Source organism: Acinetobacter sp. Ac_3412 (genome assembly GCF_013072675.1).
Taxonomy (GTDB): Bacteria; Pseudomonadota; Gammaproteobacteria; order Pseudomonadales; family Moraxellaceae; genus Acinetobacter; species Acinetobacter higginsii.
The window spans coordinates 120,851-139,924 of sequence record NZ_LXUJ01000011.1; the positions used below are offsets into that span (position 1 = coordinate 120,851).

Below are 19,074 nucleotides of genomic sequence, written 5' to 3' on the forward strand. Positions count from 1 at the left end.
CTAGCAACTGTAGATCTGTCGTCAAAATACCGAAGAACGATTATTGAAATAACAATAACATCTTTAGAATGAGAAAAAAGTCTAGCTCTGGGCTTTTTAATGCAAATCAGGACGGGAAAAATTCTTTGATAAATCAGCTCTTATCAGAATATCCAATCAATTTTATTTTATGATGACCAAAGGGAATTAAGAATGACAATGGTCAGACATAGCTGACCATTTTTTACACAATTTTATTTTGCTTAGTCACGATCGAGTGCATGTGCAAACTCTGCGATATCTGCCAATGCTTGCTTTGCTTCAGGGAACCAAGCATTAAACATCTGGAAATTATGCCACATGCCGGTATACAGCTTGAACTGAACTTTGACATCGGCTTTTTCCGCTTTTTCTCTAAAGCGTTTTGAATCATCCAATAGAATTTCTTTAGAGCCGACTTGCACCAAGGTGGGTGGAAGCCCTTTTAAATCATCAAACAACGGTGAAACACGTGGATCATCGGCTTGGATGTTCTCGGTGAGATAATGATTGATGCCTGCCTGTAAGGCCTCAATCGACAACAAGGCATCATGTTTCTGGTTAAAGCGTAGCGATTCACTGGTCAAGGTGAGATCAAGATAAGGCGACATCAGAATCAAGCCGCTTGGCATCAGTTCAGGTTGCTGTTTGAGACGTAAACACAGCGCCAAGGCAAGGTTAGCACCGCAAGAATCACCTGAGATAATAATATCTTTCGGTTTAATGCCTTGTACCAGCAGCGCTTGATAGACATCGAAAATCGCATCAATCGCTTCAGGATATGGATGTTCAGGTGCAAGTGGATAATCGACATGAATCACTTGCATTTGAGTACGTGCAGCAATATCTGTCATCAAAGCACGATGAGTATTTAAATTACCGAGGAAAAAAGCACCACCGTGAATATGGAAAATCAGTTGTGTAGCCGCGGCTTGGGCTTTGATTTCTTCACCACGTACACCCGCTAGACGGATTGGGCGGACTTGTACTGTTGAATCTTGTGGAAATAGACGACACAGCTGATCGAGCAACGGACGCAATGCATTTGGGGCCAAGTTAAATTGACTAGGTGTCCGAATCGTCGCTTTAAGTAAGGATTCAGTAAAATAATATTTCCAAACAGTAGCAAATTTCATAATTTTTCCATATTGTTAGATCAGTATAGCAATAAGAAAGTTCTTGAAAATAAGCTATGTCTAAGCACGACGATAAAATCTGAAAAAATGTGCACTATGACACTCTTACTCAGGTTATACCAAATAGTCATAATCAAGAATTGCAATATTGATTGAAGTTCTCAATACTTTCAGTTTGAAAGACCCCTTAAGGATATTACAAAAATGAAGAAAATTGCTTTAGCATTTGGATTGCTCGGTTTGACAACTTTTGCCAATGCAGCGGATGCGCTGAATGGCACTGTTTGGCAGACCATTGATGATGAAACAAAACAGCCAAAGGCGATCGTGAAGTTCACGGAGCAAAAGGATGGAACGTTAACGGCGTCGATTCAAAAATATTTAGTAGCAGGTCAGGAAAATGCTTGTTCTAAATGTGAAGGAACTTACCATAACAAACCACTGAAAGGCGTGACCATTGTGAATGGCCTGAAAAATGTCGGTGGTGTGAATTACGATGGTGGTTCAATTATCGATCCTAAAAATGGTAAAACCTATAAATTGAAAGCTGAAATTATCGAAGGTGGTAAAAAGCTGAAATTACGTGGCTATATCGGTGTCGCTGCTTTAGGTCGTAACCAGACTTGGATTCGTACCAACTAAGCCAGATTTAAATAAAAAAACCGAGTCCTAAGACTCGGTTTTTTTATTGCTGTTGATTTATAGAATTTAAGCTGATAAAGCTTGATAGATGGCTTCATCAAAGCCAATCACAAAACCTTTAGGCGTTTGCAGTACAGGGCGCTTAATCAGGCTAGGCTGCGCAATTAGGGCTTCAATCAGGTTCTGTTCATTGCTGGTGGCGTGTGTTTGCTCATCGGCAGTGAGTTTGCGCCATGTGGTGCCTTTTTTATTCAGTACTTTGTCTGCACCAATCTCTTTTAACCAGATCGCTAAAGTATCTGCATCAATGCCTTGTTTTTTATAATCATGAAATTCGTAATTGATGCCGTTGGCTTGTAAGGCATCAAAGGCTTTTTTCATCGAATTACAATTTTTAATGCCGTAAATTTTAAACATACCGAAAACCATAAAAAAGAATAAAAGATATGAGCCAAAGCCTAACGCAAAAGAAGGGTGGTGTACCAGTTGAAATTTTTTATTAAGTTGATCGGTAGGGTGTATGCAGCAACAATTGAATGACGAAAATGATCATGCGCTTTGAGCAGAAAAGCTAAAGACAAAGCCAAGAAAGAAAATCTAAGATTTAGAAAAGAGAAAACCCGCATATAATCTTCCTGATTATGCGGGTCTCATTTCAACGTCCAATGTCTCATCCATGCAAATAAACTTAATCTAAGTTTATTTTATCTTCCTACGGCGTCCTATCCCTTTTTGGTCATCCTGACCGCTTCCCTGTGCCGTGAAGCTATAATGCCGTTCTAGATGCGAAATAAAAATACACAAAAGCGACAAGTTATGTAAGCTAAAGAAGCGATCAAAGTGAACAAGTGTTCACTTATTCGTGTATTTTATAGTCGATAATCACGGGTGCATGGTCACTAAACCATTGTTCTTTATACACCCATGCATTTGTTGTGCGTGCTTTCCAGTCTGGAGAACAGGCATGGTAGTCGATACGCCACCCAACATTTTTCGCACGCGCTTGACCGCGATTTGACCACCATGAATACAATTCTGCTTCAGGGCGAACTTCGCGGAAAGTATCCACATAACCTAACTCGTCATACATATGATCGAGCCAAGCACGTTCATGTGGCAGAACCCCAGAAGATTTCTGGTTACCTGACCAGTTTTTAATATCGATGCGTTTATGCACGATATTGTAATCCCCACAGACAATGATTGATTTATTTTCATCTCGCCACTGTTTGAGTATTTTGGCGTATTCTTGTAAAAACACGTCTTTGCGTGCTTGCGCTTCGTCACCGCTTGATCCTGATGGCAAGTATAACGAGGCAATATGAACAGTTTGTGACAGACCTAAATCAAATTCAGCGGCAATAAAACGACCCTGAGAATCAGCCAATTCAAAGCCTAAACCATCTTTTACCGATACGAATGGCAGACGGCTATAAATCGCTGTACCTGCATAGCCCGCACGTTCAGCAGGGAACAGGTGGGTATACCAACCTTCAGGTTTAAATTTATCGGTCCATTGTTCATGGGTGATGCGGCTTTCCTGCATACACACCACATCGGCACCCGACTGTTCAAGCCATTCGAGTAGACCTTTAGTGACTGATGAGCGCAAGCCATTTACGTTAATTGAAACGACTCGAAGAATTTTTACATCACTTGGATAGCTATCCTTTGGTATCATACGTCTGTTTAACCTCAATTGAAGAATTTGGAGCACTTTAATATGACAACGCCTGTGTCATTTCATCCGCAAGCTTTTATCGAACTCGCATTATCACGTGGAGTGCTTAAATTTGGTGAGTTTACCTTAAAATCAGGCCGTGTCAGTCCTTATTTCTTTAACGCAGGTTTGTTAAACGATGGTGAAGCACTGTCTTTGTTAGCGCAAGGCTATGCCGACAAACTAGTACAATGTGACAATGTTGGTGTGATTTTTGGCCCAGCTTATAAAGGAATTCCTTTTGTCGCAGCAACAGCGGTGGCGTTGTCTCAAGTGCATGGCAAAAGCGTACCATGGGGCTTTAACCGTAAAGAAGCCAAAGATCACGGTGAAGGCGGTGTGTTAGTGGGTGCATCGGTTGCAGGTCAAAAAGTCTGGATCATTGATGATGTGATCACTGCGGGGACAGCGATTCGTGAAGTGGTCACCATCTTAAAAAATGCAGGTGCTGAAATTGCAGGTGTATTGGTTGCGCTAGATCGTCAAGAACGTGGTCAAGGTGAACTTTCTGCGATTCAGGAAGTACAAAAAGAACTCGAAATTCCTGTGCATGCTCTCATTACCATGAAAGATTTGATGGATTATCTGGATGCGAAAGGCGAAAAAGACGCTTTAGCCAATATGCAGGCGTATCGTGAAAAATATGGCATCTAAGTTTTAGGTGTATAAGAAAAGGAAGCTGAGGCTTCCTTTTTTGTTATAAGGTGCAGATCAGATTAACTCTTGATCTTAGTTCAGTTGATGTAGGTTTGCGAAATAACTGGCGGATAAAAAGATGATTAGCCTAAAACTAATCCCGAGAATGAGGGGGATGATCCAAGATTTTTTCTGATAATCTAAATTCTTGGTTTGATTGATTTGTTCCTTTGCAAAGAAAAAATACCATATAAATAAATAGACTAAACCTAATCCATTTGCACCACTGATACTGGACTCTAGATCATTGTTAAAATCGCTATAAATAACAAATAGTGACAGGCATAAGACGATGAGGCTAATGGCTAACCATTTGTTTGATTTTGCGATATTGTCTTTATTACCTAAAGCCTCTGAGTTTTTTAAATATAGAATAGAGCCAAATATGGGAGTACACAGAATACTCCAGTTGGTAATAGCAGATGGATTCCAAAGGTAAGTTTTATTATTTTGCTGATTTATTTTTGTTCCACAGTTTGAGCAAAACTGCGATGAATCAATATTCAAGTGTCCACAATTACGACACGTCATAGTCTTAACACTCCGTTTTTATTCTATTTTATCTGAGTGTATTTCAAGGTTTTTACCATGTTATTCTCTTTTTTATATCAAGTTGTTCCAAAAGAAGAGTTGGTCGGTATTTTATTAAACATTCTGATCCAACATCGCAGGCATTAAGATTTCTTTAACACAGCTTGCCTTAGTGGTTGAAATAATAAAGTGAATCGCCTGAATCACATCGGATAATGGAATAAGAGAGAATTTAGTTTCTTCTAAAACGTCTTGCGTTGGTTTATCTATTTCATATTCACTGGCCAGATAGCCCAAGTTGAGTACGCTGACGCCAATCAAGTGTTCACGCAAGATTTCTCGTAGTGAGTGTGCAATGCCTCTTAGAGCAAATTTAGTTGCGGAGAAAACAAGCTCTTTGCCGTTATGATTATCAACACCCCACGTTGAGCCGATCAGAATGATTTTGGCATTATCGGAGAGTTTGAGATTTTCAATGAGAGATTGAATCGACAGGATACAGGTGTTGATATTGGTATTGATGATTTGGTTGATTTCAGCAGCAGAAATCTCTTCAAAATTATAGTTTTCGCTAAATGCCTGTTGTTCCCAGATACCCACATTGTAAATCAGCACATCAAGTTTTTGCTGTCCAATTGCTGTTTTTACATCGCTTACAGCCTGCTCTGGTTTAGATAGATCAGCACAAATCCAGTTTAAGTTTGGAATTTCTTGTGGTTGGCTGCGAGATACGCCATAGATGGTATCTGTTGGCTTTGGTACAGCTTGAACAATGGCTTTGCCTAGACCTTTACTGACGCCGTATATGAGAAATGTTTTATTCAAGCGACTCATCAATTTATCCGTATTTTTTAGATTAAAAGATGAATATAAAAGCTCAAGCTGGCTTGAGGTCAATACTTAAACCTATAGTTCTAGAATACGCTTTGTCAGATATGTAAGTTTATCGTGAAAAGTATGGCATCTAAATGTAGATGGTAGAGAGACGGAAGAAAAAGCTTCCTTTTTGTTTCGTTGAGTGTAATTAATCAATTATTGGAAATAATGATTGAAAAACAAGTGTAGAACGTGAAAAGTGACGAAAAATCTGTTCAAATGGGTTGGGCTTTAGAATTTATTTTTATAACATATTGATTTTAATGTAAATTTTTTAGTTTTGCGCATAAGGCATATTACATTACTTTTAGGATTACTTGATTAATTTTAGATTAGAGTTAGATGAAATTTTCTCTCATTTAACAAGATAAAACTAAAATTAGTAATTTAATTGAAAATTTTGGTTTATAATATATGAATATACAGTTGGTGTATAAATAGATTATCTGCCTTTAGTTTATTTCTTATTCTAAAGGTTATAGTTCAACGTATAGAATTTCTATATCTGAAGAGTTGTTTTTGAATGTACTGCGAGATGGTCTAGGGGGGGCAACCCCGTCATTATATGACGAAGAGTTGTTTTTGTTAGATTGCGAGATGGTCATTGGGGGACAACCCCAGATAGTCAAAAATTTTATATTAGTTGATAAATAGCATTTACTATAAGGACTTACTTAGAAAAGTAAGTCAATAGTGAATCGCTACTAGATATAAATGTAAAGGCCCATCTTGGGCCTTTATGCTATATGATCATTTGAAAACACATTTATATGTGTCCTATTTACTATATTCCTAATTGCCTTATGGCAATCAAATAAATTTAAGGTTAATAAGTTAGAAGAACTATTTGCATTACATGCATTGTAATGTCTAATTGGATCGATGGCACAACCAAATCGATACCTAGCATTCAGGTCACATAACTGAGTATGAGGATTACCAGTTTCATGGCGTGCATGTAACTCTTTACCTAGCTCAAAGTGTAAACTTTTTTCGTCTATAAGATATCTTTTCCTAGACTGGGGTCTTTTCATAGGTTTTCTATGAACTCTCTTAATATCTCTAATACACCCTTCAAACTCATCATTAAAAGTACTAGGATCTAAAGTAATCATCGTTAATCGTAAGCGTTCTAAAATCTCAGATTGAAATGAACGAAATGGTAATCTCATTAGTTCTATTTCATCAGCTGTACTAAAACTAGCTTTAACAATATTAAATTGCTTTAATCTTTTCGCTATTTGGTTAGTGATAAAAGCATTAGAAGTATCTGGTAGGGAAACATCAATACTTCCAATAAATATACTCTTGTACAGTTCTTGATTAAGCTCAATTCGTTCATCCTTTAAGATGATAATATAAGTAAGATCTTCTGCACATAATTCATGTAATTTATCTATAAATTTTTCACCGCTAAAATCCTCAAAATCTAAGTACTCTATGCCGTAAGAAGCACAATAATTTCCTAAAACCATAGGATCAAAAAAAGATCTTTCACTTTTTTTTAATATCGAATTATGATGTTTTTTGAACAGGTTCACTATCTTTAACATATGATCTTTTTACAGTAATTTAACTAGTATTTTTAAAGGCAAGTTAATTTCTTCTAGCTCTTTAGGTGTACACTTTTTTTGTAAAAGCTCGATAAAAGATAGTGTTAATTCACGATCTGTTAGATTAGTGCTATTTATACTAATTTCGTCGTCTTCATAAGAAAATGTTTCGCTCTTAGGTATTAGCCCTATTTTCTCTTTTTGGCTTGGATGAGACACCAGTTTTAATTCTAAAGAGTCTAAATTATTACGAATCCAAGTACTGATGGTTAAACCACCTGTACTTTGCTTAATTTCCTCTTTATTGAACGCTGAGCCAATTGAACTAAGTAAAAAGGGTTCTTTCGTTTTTTGCCAATTTTCAGAAACACGTTCTCTTAAGTAATTATCAAGACTAGTTGGCATTTATAAACTCTCTTTTTTTAAAACTAATAGTTTATCATATATATCCTTACTTCTAGCTAAAGTAAATTATTCTAAAGTTAATCTTAAAGATACTAAATAGCCTTCATTTACTTAACATAAATCTCTGATAAAAACTGTACATCCTCACACTTCTTACATTCCAACATCATCCCTAATTTTTCTTTACGTCCTTGTTCGGTTAACACCCAAGGGCGATTCTGCCATGGTGGATCATGGCGCACATGCTGCGTATGCCCACAAGCAAGATCAGCAACGTAATGTCCTTGCTCATCGAGATGAAAACCGACAATGGCTTGCTGCATTTAATTTTCCAGAGACTCGAGTTTAGATTGTTCCAAACCCTTTAAAAAACGATGGCATAAGTTATGAATCGCCACTAAATCATTCGGGTCCATACCCAATGAGCAGGCGAGCTTAAACGGAATCAGGGTAATTTCATCTTTTGACGCCAGTGCTTTTTCCAGCAAAATCACTTTTTTCATCCGCTCATCTTCTTTGACCGCAACACGCTTTAAAAACTGCTTCTCTTCGAGTTTTTTAATAATTGGTGTCAGCGTTCCAGAATCGAAAAAAGTCTTTTGCCCAATTTCAGACAACATCACATTGTCCTGCTCATACAAAGCCAGCAACACAATAAATTGCGGATAGGTCAGATCATATTCCTGCAGCAAAGGGCGATATTGGCGAATCATCGCATTGGTCGCGGAATACATGGCAAAACACACTTGGTTATCCAAAAATGAAACTTCAGCCATGATGATTTGTCCTCGACTCGGTTGTTGAACATTCAGTATAAATGGGATTGCATAAAAAGTATATTGCGCATAATTAACTTGCACACAAGATAATTGTGTGAAATATTAAATAGACAAGCTGAATGATTCAGCAAACGATTTTGAGAACATCCACCAGTGGATCGAAGAGAGAACACCTATGAGCAAGATTTATGATTTTCAGGCTGAATTGTTAGAAGGCGAACAAAAGAACCTCGCCGATTACCAAGGCAAAGTTTTATTGGTGGTGAATACCGCAAGCCAGTGTGGTCTAACGCCACAATTTGAAGGTTTGGAAAAGTTATATCAGGACTATCAACAGCAAGGTCTGGTGATTCTTGGTTTTCCATGTAATCAATTTGCCAATCAAGATCCATCCAGCAATGAAGAAATTGGCAGCTTCTGTCAGCGCAATTATGGCGTATCGTTCCCCATGTTTGCCAAGGTTGATGTGAATGGCCCAACCGCACATCCTTTATATCAATATCTCACTTCTGAAGCCAAAGGTCTGTTAGGCAGCAGCATTAAATGGAACTTCACTAAATTCCTGATCAATCAAAAAGGGGAAGTGGTTAAACGTTATGCCCCAATCACCAAACCTGAAAAAATTGCCAAAGATATTCAAAAGCTTTTGCGATAAATAGGCTGGAAAATGAGGAAAATGGAAATGACTGGTCTACGATGCATCCACTGGTGATTTCCTCATCCGAAACAAATTAAATCATAAAGCTGAATATTTTTAATATGTTGTAATTAATTGAACAAAATAGATTTTTTAATCTTTAAGATTTATACAAGTTGTTTCACGATTGACCGCAAACTTCGCTATACTTTTTGCCAAGATTAAAAATACGAGCGTCAGATTATGCGTGTACTTGTAGTGATGGACCCGATTGAAACTGTGAATCTCAAAAAAGATTCAACCATGGCGATGTTATGGGCGGCCAACCGTCGCGGACATGAATTGGGTTATGCATTACAGCACGATTTATATATCGACCAAGGCAAAGCCTTTGGCCTGATCTCACCTTTAAAAGTCTTTGAAGACTATAACCATTACTATGAGTTGGGCGAGCAGCGCAAAGAATCGTTGGCGGATTACGATGTGGTGTTGATGCGTAAAGACCCGCCATTCGACATGAACTTTGTCTATACCACCTATATTTTGGAACAGGCAGAGCGTGAAGGCGTGTGGATTATCAACAAACCACAATCACTACGTGACTGTAATGAAAAGCTGTTCGCCACGCAGTTCCCAGAGCTACAAGTCCCAACTTTAGTAACCTCACAACAAAGCCTGATTCGTGAATTTATCAAAGAACATGGTGATGTGATTGTGAAGCCTTTGGATGGTATGGGCGGTATGGGGATTTTCCGTTTATACCAAGATGGCGTGAACATTGGTTCGACCTTGGAAATGCTCACTGAAATGGGCACACGTCCAATTATGGCACAGCGTTATATTCCTGAAATTGTCGAAGGTGATAAGCGCATCTTGCTGGTCAATGGCGAACCGATTCCATATTGCTTGGCACGTATTCCGCAAAATGGCGAAGTGCGTGGTAACTTGGCGGCAGGTGGTTTAGGTCAAGCCCGCCCACTGACTGAAAATGATAAATTGATTGCGGCAAAAGTCGGTCCATTCCTGCGTGAAAAAGGTCTGGTCTTTGTTGGTTTGGATGTGATTGGTAACTATGTGACTGAAATTAACGTGACTAGTCCAACCTGTATCCGTGAGATTGATGCACAATTTGGCACCTCGATTGCCGACGATCTTTTCGATGTTTTAGAAGCAGGTCGTAAAAACTAAAAAGTTGTATTTTTGACCGAATTGCCCGTTTGTATTCCATCAAAATTTGGACGCAAATGGGCTTTTGTATATTGGCAGAACCTTGTTTTTAACAAAGAATCGAAAAAAGCACAGCTTTCTGTTGTAAACAAGTGAAATTCGCTTTTCGTGAATGAAACTTTAGGATTAAAATAACTCCCGAAAACAATAGACGATAACCTTCTTTTTTTGAGTTGAAGAATTAGACCGTGACCAATTCACCGCAGAACAAACCCAAACATGTCATGATGATGGCCGCAGGTACAGGTGGGCATGTGTTTCCCGCACTTGCTGTTGCCAAACAACTGCAACAGGAAGGCTGTGAGGTCTCTTGGTTAGCGACGCCTACGGGAATGGAAAATCGGTTGCTGAAAGATCAAAATATTCCGATTTATCAAATTGATATTCAAGGTGTACGCGGTAATGGTCTTGTCCGTAAACTCAGTGCACCCTTTAAAATTTTAAAAGCTACGCTCAGCGCCATGCGCTATATGAAACAGCTCAAGATTGATGCTGTGGCGGGTTTTGGTGGTTATGTGGCAGGCCCAGGTGGCTTGGCTGCACGTTTGCTGGGTATTCCTATATTGATTCATGAGCAAAATGCCATTGCAGGGTTTACCAACACCCAATTGGCACGTATTGCCAAGACCGTGTGTCAGGCTTTTCCAAATACATTTGCAAACAGTGATAAAGTCGTGACTACAGGTAATCCTGTACGTGCGGAAATCACTGCGATTTTGAATCCATCTTGGCGTTATCAAACCCGTGAACAGGAACAATTGCCGATCAATCTTCTGATTGTGGGTGGTTCACTGGGTGCTCAAGCGCTGAATGAGCGTTTGCCTGAGGCTTTGAAAAAGGTCAATGTTCCGTTGAAGGTGTTCCATCAGTGTGGTCAAAACAAGCAAGATGCCACGCGTGCACTATATCAAGGTGCACCTGCGAGTTTGGATATTCAAGTGGAACCCTTTATTCACGATATGGCAAAAGCCTATAGTGAAGCAGATTTAATTATATGCCGTGCTGGCGCTTTAACGGTGACTGAAGTCGCAACCGCAGGTTTGGCGGCGATTTTTGTGCCTTTACCGATTGCGGTGGATGACCACCAAACCGCAAATGCAAAATTCTTGGCCAATGCTGGCGCAGCCAAGATTTGCCAGCAAGCAGACATGACACCTGCTGTTTTAGATGAGTTGTTAGCAACATTATTAAATCGCCAACTACTCTCTGAAATGGCGGTAAAAGCACGTCAACAAGCACAACCGAATGCAACACAGCATGTGGTTGATCTGATTAAAAAATTGTAATTCGAGTTTATCTATGTCTCCTACAAATCCAAACCAAGCCAAAAAGCTGATTAAAGTGCCAGAAATGCGCCGTATTAAAAATATCCACTTTGTTGGTATTGGTGGTGCGGGGATGTGTGGTATTGCCGAAGTATTGAGTAACCAAGGTTATAAAATTTCAGGCTCAGACATTAAAGCGTCGAAAACCACAGCTCAACTCGAAGCGAATGGTATTAAAGTATTTATTGGCCATTCAGCTGACAATATTAAAAATGCCAATGTATTGGTGGTGTCGACTGCGATTGATCCTGAAAATCCAGAGATTAAAGCAGCTATCGAACAACGTACGCCAATCGTGCGTCGTGCGGAAATGTTGGGTGAGTTGATGCGCTACCGTCATGGTATTGCGGTTGCGGGAACGCATGGTAAAACCACAACGACAAGCTTATTGACCACCATGTTGGCGGAAGAAAACCTTGATCCAACGTATGTGATCGGTGGTTTGCTGAATAGTACTGGGGTGAATGCAGCGCTTGGTGAAAGTCGTTTTATTGTGGCGGAAGCGGATGAGTCAGATGCCTCATTCTTGTATTTGCAACCGATGGCTGCGATCGTGACCAATATCGATGCGGATCACATGGATACTTATGAAGGCAGCTTTGATAAGCTAAAAGATACTTTTATCCAGTTCTTACATAACCTGCCATTCTATGGTTTGGCTGTGGTCTGTGGCGATGATGCCAATATCCGTGAGATTCTGCCACGCGTGGGTCGTCCAGTGTTGACCTATGGTTTTGCTGAAGACAATGACATCCGTGCGGTGGATGTTGCACAAGAAGGCATGCAGTCGCATTTTACTGTATTGCGTAAAGATCGTGAGCCATTGCGCGTTACGATCAATCAACCAGGTTTGCATAATGTCTTGAATGCACTTGCTGCGATTGGTGTGGCAACGGATGAAGGCGTGTCTGATGGCGCGATTTGCCGTGCCTTAGAAGGTTTTAGTGGGGTAGGTCGTCGCTTCCAAGTTCAGGGCGAATTTGAGGTTGATGAAGGCTTGGTGAAATTGGTGGATGACTATGGTCACCATCCAAAAGAAGTTGAAGCAACCATTAAAGCAGCGCGTGCCAGCCATCCAGACCGTCGTTTAGTGATGTTGTTCCAGCCGCACCGTTTTAGCCGTACCCGTGATTGTTTTGATGACTTTGTTGATGTGTTATCACAAGTGGATCAGTTGTTATTACTGGAAGTTTATCCAGCAGGTGAAAAGCCGATTGTGGGCGCTGATAGTCGTGCTTTAGCGCGTAGTATTCGTCTACGTGGTGATGTTGAACCGATTTTGGTTGATCCAGTGGAAGGCAATTTACCGAACGTTTTACAAAAAGTGTTACAAGCAAATGACCTGTTATTAACACAAGGCGCGGGTAACGTTGGCGCAATTTCGGTAGAATTGGCTCAGCATCGCTTGTATGCCAAATAATTTTGTTTTGTGAATATTAAAAGTTTTAAGGATATAAACGTGTCAAATGCTGCAAAATTCGGCAAAGTTGCTGTGTTGTTTGGTGGGAAGTCGGCTGAGCGTGCTGTGTCATTGGACAGCGGTCAAGCTGTTTTAGAGGCGTTATTACGTTCGGGCGTTCAGGCAGAAGCATTTGACCCCCAAGATCGTAGTGTGACTGAATTGGTTGGCTATGATCGTGCTTTTATCGTATTACATGGTCGTGGTGGTGAAGACGGTCAGATCCAAGGTGTATTGGAGTGGCTAAACCTTCCTTATACCGGTACGGGTGTGCAAGGTTCTGCGATCGGTATGGACAAAGTTAAAACCAAGCAAATCTGGCAAGGCAGTGATTTGCCAACAGCACCTTATCGTATTGTTACTAAAGATACCGATCTGGATGCCGTGATTGCTGAATTGGGCTTGCCAGTGATTATCAAACCTGTACATGAAGGCTCAAGTGTTGGCATGAGCAAGGTTGAGAAAGCTGAAGATTTTGCTGCAGCAATTGAAAAAGCGACTCAGCATGATGCGGTGGTGATGGCAGAAAAATGGATCACAGGTCGTGAATTCACGATTTCATTCTTAAATGGTCAACCATTACCCGTGATTCGTTTACAGCCACCCGCAGACGTTGCCTTCTATGACTATGAAGCAAAGTATCAGCGTAATGATGTGGAATATGGCATTCCTTGCGGTCTAAGCGAATCAGAAGAGAAAAGCTTGCAAGCATTGTGCTTACGTGCATTCCAAGCGGTGGGTGCAGAAGGTTGGGGGCGTATTGATGCGATGCAGGATGAGCAGGGCAACTTCTGGTTATTGGAAGTGAATACCGTTCCAGGAATGACCAGTCACTCTTTGGTGCCAAAAGCGGCGCAAGCAGTGGGTTATAACTTTGATCAGCTCTGTGTTGCGATTTTAGAGCAAACCTTAGCTACGTCGGCTTAACGATTTATGGCTCAGCTTCCTGCCTCGATGCGCCGTAAAACGCGGCCAGCCATTAGCTCGATTCACGAGAAACCGCCTTCGCCTAAACAAAAAATGGTGAATGCGGGCGGTTGGGTCTTGCTGGTGATTGCGTTTGCTGTTTTGGCATTGGGTTTGTTTGGCTTGTATAAAGTCATGACCGATGCAAGAGCGGCGCAGTTGCAGGTGGTTGGAACCAATTCTGATATTGAGAACCAACAGTTAGTTCAATATCTGAGTCCAATTATTAAAGATAACTATTTCACTTCAGATTTAGAACAAATTCGAGATCAAGCGTTAAAAGTGTCATGGGTTGATCGTGTGGTGGTGTCACGGGCTTGGCCAAATGCAATTCGGGTACGGGTGATGCCGCGCCATGCGATTGCACGTTGGGGAACAGGGCGTTTGCTCAGTGACAATGGCGATGTATTTAGTGAGGCGGTGCCAACAGCACATCCAAACTTGCCGCTTTTACATGGGCCAGCCAGCCAATCCAAAATGATGATGCGTCGCTATAATGAAATTAATCAGTTATTTCATCCAGCGAATTTGAGATTAAAAGAATTGTATTTAACCGAGCGTATGACGTGGTTCATGCAGTTTGATTCGGGCTTACGGATTATTGTAGACCAAGATCAAACTATGAATAAGCTGCAACGCTTAAGCCATTTGGCACAAACGGATTTAAAACCTGTATGGTCAAAAATCACGGCAATCGATTTGCGTTATCGGAATGGTCTTGCCATTCAGTGGAAAAACGCAGCTCCGCCGAAGATTGTCAACGGTCAGTTAGTTGTAACGATTGATGACACAAGCCTTGCAGGGGCAATTCAGGCAAAGCCATAATACGTGGCTTAAAATAAAGGGCAATCGTCCTAAACAACACTAAAGATATGGTATTGAAGTAATGAGTGAAGCTGTTCCCTCAGTTGTTGCGATTGATATTGGGACCCATAAAGTCTCAGTTTTGATTGGTAAGATCCATGCACCAGATAAGATCCAAGTCATTGGCATGGCAACTGCTCGCAACCGAGGTATGGTTAAAGGCAAGATTGTTAGCTTAGACAAGGTCATTGCGGCGATTAAGAATGCGGTATCCGAAGCTGAGGATATGGCTGAGTGTCGTATTCATAGTGCGTGGGTGTCGATTCCAAGTACTGAATTACAAAGTTTTTATGCCTCAGGCCGTACGCCTGTTGCCAACCACGATCATATTATTACGACAAATGAAGTGGTGCGTGCGTTAGAGTTGGCCAAAGCCAGTCATGTATCGCCAGATTACTATCTTGCCAGTGCTGTGCCATTGGGCTTTGAGTTGGGTGATTCAGCGGAATGGGTACAGAACCCAGTCAATATGTCGGCGCATAGTATGACTGGGCATTATCAGTTAATGATGATGCCGATCAGCACCATGCAAAACCTTGATCGTGCCATGAAAGGTGCGAATATCGGGGTGGAGAAAATGGTGGTGTCTTGCTTGGCAACCGCTGAAGCCAGTCTGCTCAAAGATGAAAAAGAATATGGCGTGTGTCTGGTTGATATTGGTGCGGGTATTACCAATATCGCGGTATATCTAGATGGCCGTTTGGCTTTGGCACGAACCTTACCACGTGGTGGTGAGAATGTGACGCGTGATATTGCTGCCGTTTTGCAGACCACCACGGAAGAAGCGGAACGCATCAAGATTTTACACGGTTGTGTTGACTTGAGTGTGGTGAAACCTGATCACATGATTCAGGTGCAGGGGATTGATGGTACGCAAACCATCAGTCGTATTGAGCTTGCAGAAATCATCATTGCGCGTTATGAAGAAATCTTTACTTTAATTCGTGAAGAATTGGAACATAGCGGTGCGATTCATGGTCTCTATCATGGTGTGGTACTGACAGGTGATGCGTGTCAAATTGAAGGTATGGTGAATTTGGCGCGTCGAATGTTGGGGGTGTCTGCGCATTTGGGCAATCCGCCATTACAGGTGTATGCAGATGATCAGCATTTAGCTGCATTGCGTCGTTCAATGTACGCAACCGCATCTGGCTTGTTGATGTTTAGCCAAAGTGATTTGCAAGATACGGTTGAAGAGCCAGAAGAAGCAAATGATCGTAGTTTTGTTGATCGTGTTGCCAATGGTTGGAATGCATTAAATAGCAAATTAAAGGCCATCTTTTAAGTTGTAGTTATTTTTGGGAAAATTTGTTAGGAAGTTGTTCTAAATCAGCCACTGTACTTGACAAGCTAGCGATTATTGAACAGCATCCTAAACATCAGTTGTTTAAAAATCAGGGCAGTAACGGGCTGAAGTAACTGCCATTAATATTAGGAAATCTAAAGGTCATGGCCTCATTTGAATTTATAGAAGATGAACTAGACAATGGCAACGGTCAAGCCCGTTTCACAGTATTTGGCGTTGGTGGTGGTGGCGGTAATGCCGTGCAGCACATGGCGCAATCTGATATCCAAGGTGTAAAGTTCGTTTGTGCAAATACAGACAAACAAGCATTGGATAGCATGAACGCCCCATTCAAAATTCAATTGGGTGAACAAAGTACACGTGGTTTAGGTGCAGGTGCGAATCCAGAAGTGGGTCAAATCGCAGCGGAAGAAAGCCGTGAAGTGATTCGTCAGCATCTTGAAGGTACCGACATGGTGTTTGTCACTGCCGGTATGGGTGGTGGTACAGGTACAGGTGCTGCACCAGTGGTTGCAGAAGTTGCCAAAGAGATGGGCATTCTGACCGTAGGTGTGGTGACTACACCATTCAACTTTGAAGGCCGTCGTCGTCAAAAGTCTGCTGAAAAGGGTATTGATGCTTTAGAAGCACATGTTGATTCATTGATTATCATTCCAAACCAGCGCTTACTCAGCGTTTATGGCGATATTTCAATGAAAGATGCCTATAAAAAGGCAGATGATGTGTTGCTGAATGCAGTGCGTAGTATTTTTGATCTTGTGGTAAACCGTGGTCATATTAACCTTGACTTTGCTGACTTGAAAACAGCGATGAGTACACGTGGTTATGCGATGATGGGTGCTGGTTTAGGTCGTGGTGAAGATCGTGCTCGCCAAGCTGCTGAGCAAGCAATCCGTAGCCCATTGCTTGATAATGTGAATATTATTAATGCAAAAGGCGTATTGATTAACATTACAGGTGGGGATGATATTACCCTGCGTGAAACTGAAATCATTACTGATGTGGTCAACCAGATCGTTGATTTGGATGAAGGTGAGATCTTCTACGGTACGGTATTTGATCCGGATGCGCGAGATGAGCTTCGTGTGACTGTTATTGCAACAGGCTTAACCCGTAATGCAAGTGAAGTTGATCAGAAAAGACGTACTGTAGTTTCACATGCACCGTCTGCTCAAGCAGCTCAGCAACCAGTGGATGAAGATGATGTTCCTGCGATCAGCAAACGTGCAAATACGGATGCACCAGTGGGCGCAACAGCAAGTTCTACGCCACGTTCATCGCCAATGAGCATTCAAGACTATCTGAAAAATCAACAGCGTAAATAATAAAATCATATATTTAGAGAAAGGGGGTAAGTAATTACCCCCTTTTTTATTTTTTTAAAATGGCAAAATATGCTAAGTTATATCGGTTTTTGCAAATGAAGTTGGTATGGCATGTTGAAACAACGTACTCTCAAACGTGTGGTGAAAGCGAGCGGTATTGGTCTGCACAGTGGTCAAAAGGTGCTGATTAATTTTGTTCCACATCATATTGATGGAGGTATTGTCTTTCGCCGTATCGACTTAAATCCCCCGATTGACCTTCCAGCCAATGCTTTATTGATTCAAGAAGCCTTTATGTGCTCGAATTTGGTCCGTGAAGATATCAAAGTCGGCACTATTGAGCATGTCATGAGTGCGATTGCAGGACTGGGGATTGATAATCTGATTGTTGAAGTCTCTGCATCCGAAGTACCGATTATGGACGGTAGTGCAGGGCCTTTTATTTATTTATTGATGCAAGGTGAATTGGCGGAGCAAGACGCGCCAAAGAAGTTCATTCGTATTTTAAAGCCTGTTGAGGCTTTAATTGATGATAAAAAGGCTATTTTTTCACCACATTCAGGCTTTCAGCTGAACTTTACCATCGACTTTGATCATCCTGCCTTTGCCAAAGAATATCAATCAGCAACCATCGATTTCTCGACGGAAACTTTCGTCTACGAAGTGAGCGAAGCACGAACTTTTGGCTTTATGAAAGATTTGGACTATTTAAAAGCCAATAATCTGGCTTTAGGTGCGAGCCTTGAAAATGCGATTGGTGTCGATGACACAGGTGTGGTCAATGAGGAAGGTTTACGCTTTGCCGACGAGTTTGTACGTCATAAAATTTTAGATGCTGTTGGTGACTTATATTTGCTTGGACATCAAATTATTGCCAAGTTTGATGGCTATAAATCGGGGCATGCGCTAAACAATCAGCTATTACGCAATGTTCAAAACGATCCAAGCAGCTATGAAATTGTAACATTTAATAACGAGAGTGATTGTCCAATTCCTTATGTGAGTGTGACATAAGTCATTGTCTTTTATTGCCTATGTTATATTATAACAAATGAATGTGAGATTTTCGTCACATAAAACTAGTGTGTATTCCAACACTTAATATATGAAGTTTACTTTTTATTGCTTGCCAAACGTAGTAAAGCTTGGCTAAGCTTAGGGTCGCTCACATATTCAGCGGCGCTGCGCAATTGCTCTTGGGTCTCTGATGTTAGTGTTTTTGTTGGGGGAGAGGGTTCACGAGAGACAACTGTTTTGTTTCTTAACCGAACTTGAATTTTTCGTAATTCCTTGAGTCCTTCGAGCTGAGCTAACTGCGCAACATAGTGGCTTTGTAAATAGCTGAGTTGACTAATCATTGCTTGATTTTCACCAGTGATGATCAACACACCATGTTGATAACAAACAACCTGCCATTGCTCTGGTTGGGGCAATAAAGGTTGAATAATTTTCGTAAGTTGTTTCCATTGTGTGACTTGCGTCGTCAGAAACGTTAAGTTTCCAGTTTTTATGTGTTGTCCTTTCTGTTGGAAAACGTTGTTAGGGTCAGACATAGAACTTCCTCGGAGGTGATGTGTCCATCTTAAGCGTTTGCTTCAGCTGTTATCAA

General features: G+C 40.9%; 21 protein-coding genes. 11 read left to right on the forward strand and 10 right to left on the reverse strand.

Annotated features, from left to right (window positions below; all coding sequences use genetic code 11):
- Nucleotides 1-242 precede the first annotated feature (242 nt).
- Complete coding sequence (locus A7P54_RS13330) at nt 243-1,154, reverse strand: alpha/beta hydrolase (RefSeq protein ID WP_171549879.1); 912 nt, start codon at nt 1,152-1,154, stop codon at nt 243-245.
- 204 nt (nt 1,155-1,358) lie between these two features.
- On the opposite strand from A7P54_RS13330, the gene A7P54_RS13335 reads away from it, so the two are divergent.
- Entirely contained in the window at nt 1,359-1,796 is a 438-nt protein-coding gene (locus tag A7P54_RS13335; protein WP_004803572.1) for a DUF2147 domain-containing protein, read from the forward strand.
- Between the two features lie 66 nt (nt 1,797-1,862).
- Here the strand turns inward: A7P54_RS13335 and A7P54_RS13340 are convergent, their stop codons facing one another.
- Entirely contained in the window at nt 1,863-2,213 is a 351-nt protein-coding gene (locus tag A7P54_RS13340; RefSeq protein WP_171549880.1) for an arsenate reductase, read from the reverse strand.
- A 439-nt stretch (nt 2,214-2,652) separates the two neighbouring features.
- Nucleotides 2,653-3,477 (reverse strand): exodeoxyribonuclease III, encoded by an 825-nt coding sequence (locus A7P54_RS13345; RefSeq protein WP_171549881.1) that lies wholly within the window; start codon nt 3,475-3,477, stop codon nt 2,653-2,655.
- Nucleotides 3,478-3,519: 42 nt separating this feature from the next.
- Between A7P54_RS13345 and pyrE the strand changes: the two genes are divergently transcribed.
- The gene (gene pyrE / locus A7P54_RS13350; protein WP_005209496.1) at nt 3,520-4,170 is read left to right on the forward strand and encodes an orotate phosphoribosyltransferase; all 651 of its coding nucleotides are present in this window, start codon (nt 3,520-3,522) and stop codon (nt 4,168-4,170) included.
- Between the two features lie 75 nt (nt 4,171-4,245).
- On the opposite strand, the gene A7P54_RS13355 is transcribed toward pyrE, so the two are convergent.
- From A7P54_RS13355 to A7P54_RS13380, 6 genes are all read right to left on the reverse strand, one after another.
- Nucleotides 4,246-4,743 carry a zinc ribbon domain-containing protein gene (locus tag A7P54_RS13355; protein WP_289846874.1) on the reverse strand — a complete coding sequence of 166 codons (498 nt, stop codon included), beginning with the start codon at nt 4,741-4,743 and terminating at the stop codon, nt 4,246-4,248.
- 114 nt (nt 4,744-4,857) lie between these two features.
- Nucleotides 4,858-5,577: an SDR family oxidoreductase gene (locus A7P54_RS13360; protein WP_171549883.1), complete on the reverse strand. Its 720-nt coding sequence runs from the start codon at nt 5,575-5,577 to the stop codon at nt 4,858-4,860.
- Between the two features lie 779 nt (nt 5,578-6,356).
- Complete coding sequence (locus A7P54_RS13365; RefSeq protein WP_171549884.1) at nt 6,357-7,172, reverse strand: hypothetical protein; 816 nt, start codon at nt 7,170-7,172, stop codon at nt 6,357-6,359.
- A gap of 9 nt (nt 7,173-7,181) precedes the next feature.
- Nucleotides 7,182-7,577, reverse strand: a complete 396-nt coding sequence (locus A7P54_RS13370) for a hypothetical protein (RefSeq protein WP_171549885.1) — start codon at nt 7,575-7,577, stop codon at nt 7,182-7,184.
- A gap of 107 nt (nt 7,578-7,684) precedes the next feature.
- Nucleotides 7,685-7,900 (reverse strand): DUF3565 domain-containing protein, encoded by a 216-nt coding sequence (locus A7P54_RS13375; protein ID WP_171549886.1) that lies wholly within the window; start codon nt 7,898-7,900, stop codon nt 7,685-7,687.
- Entirely contained in the window at nt 7,901-8,353 is a 453-nt protein-coding gene (locus tag A7P54_RS13380) for a MarR family transcriptional regulator (RefSeq protein WP_171549887.1), read from the reverse strand.
- Nucleotides 8,354-8,531: 178 nt separating this feature from the next.
- On the opposite strand from A7P54_RS13380, the gene A7P54_RS13385 reads away from it, so the two are divergent.
- From A7P54_RS13385 to lpxC, 9 genes are all read left to right on the forward strand, one after another.
- Nucleotides 8,532-9,011 carry a glutathione peroxidase gene (locus A7P54_RS13385; RefSeq protein ID WP_004657140.1) on the forward strand — a complete coding sequence of 160 codons (480 nt, stop codon included), beginning with the start codon at nt 8,532-8,534 and terminating at the stop codon, nt 9,009-9,011.
- Nucleotides 9,012-9,236: 225 nt separating this feature from the next.
- Nucleotides 9,237-10,181: a glutathione synthase gene (gshB, locus tag A7P54_RS13390; protein ID WP_171549888.1), complete on the forward strand. Its 945-nt coding sequence runs from the start codon at nt 9,237-9,239 to the stop codon at nt 10,179-10,181.
- Nucleotides 10,182-10,408: 227 nt separating this feature from the next.
- The gene (gene murG / locus A7P54_RS13395) at nt 10,409-11,506 is read left to right on the forward strand and encodes an undecaprenyldiphospho-muramoylpentapeptide beta-N-acetylglucosaminyltransferase (RefSeq protein WP_171549889.1); all 1,098 of its coding nucleotides are present in this window, start codon (nt 10,409-10,411) and stop codon (nt 11,504-11,506) included.
- A gap of 13 nt (nt 11,507-11,519) precedes the next feature.
- A complete protein-coding gene (gene murC, locus A7P54_RS13400; RefSeq protein ID WP_004803601.1) occupies nt 11,520-12,965 on the forward strand; it encodes a UDP-N-acetylmuramate--L-alanine ligase in 1,446 nt (481 codons plus the stop codon).
- Nucleotides 12,966-13,004: 39 nt separating this feature from the next.
- A complete protein-coding gene (locus A7P54_RS13405) occupies nt 13,005-13,931 on the forward strand; it encodes a D-alanine--D-alanine ligase (RefSeq protein WP_005201595.1) in 927 nt (308 codons plus the stop codon).
- 6 nt (nt 13,932-13,937) lie between these two features.
- Nucleotides 13,938-14,795: a cell division protein FtsQ/DivIB gene (locus A7P54_RS13410; RefSeq protein WP_005201594.1), complete on the forward strand. Its 858-nt coding sequence runs from the start codon at nt 13,938-13,940 to the stop codon at nt 14,793-14,795.
- Nucleotides 14,796-14,856: 61 nt separating this feature from the next.
- Nucleotides 14,857-16,119, forward strand: a complete 1,263-nt coding sequence (gene ftsA / locus A7P54_RS13415; RefSeq protein WP_004803607.1) for a cell division protein FtsA — start codon at nt 14,857-14,859, stop codon at nt 16,117-16,119.
- 164 nt (nt 16,120-16,283) lie between these two features.
- Nucleotides 16,284-17,465, forward strand: a complete 1,182-nt coding sequence (gene ftsZ / locus A7P54_RS13420; RefSeq protein ID WP_005317373.1) for a cell division protein FtsZ — start codon at nt 16,284-16,286, stop codon at nt 17,463-17,465.
- Nucleotides 17,466-17,576: 111 nt separating this feature from the next.
- Nucleotides 17,577-18,479 (forward strand): UDP-3-O-acyl-N-acetylglucosamine deacetylase, encoded by a 903-nt coding sequence (gene lpxC, locus A7P54_RS13425; protein WP_004803611.1) that lies wholly within the window; start codon nt 17,577-17,579, stop codon nt 18,477-18,479.
- Nucleotides 18,480-18,577: 98 nt separating this feature from the next.
- Here lpxC and A7P54_RS13430 read toward each other — a convergent pair whose 3' ends face one another.
- Entirely contained in the window at nt 18,578-19,018 is a 441-nt protein-coding gene (locus A7P54_RS13430; RefSeq protein ID WP_004803613.1) for a hypothetical protein, read from the reverse strand.
- Nucleotides 19,019-19,074: the final 56 nt, after the last annotated feature.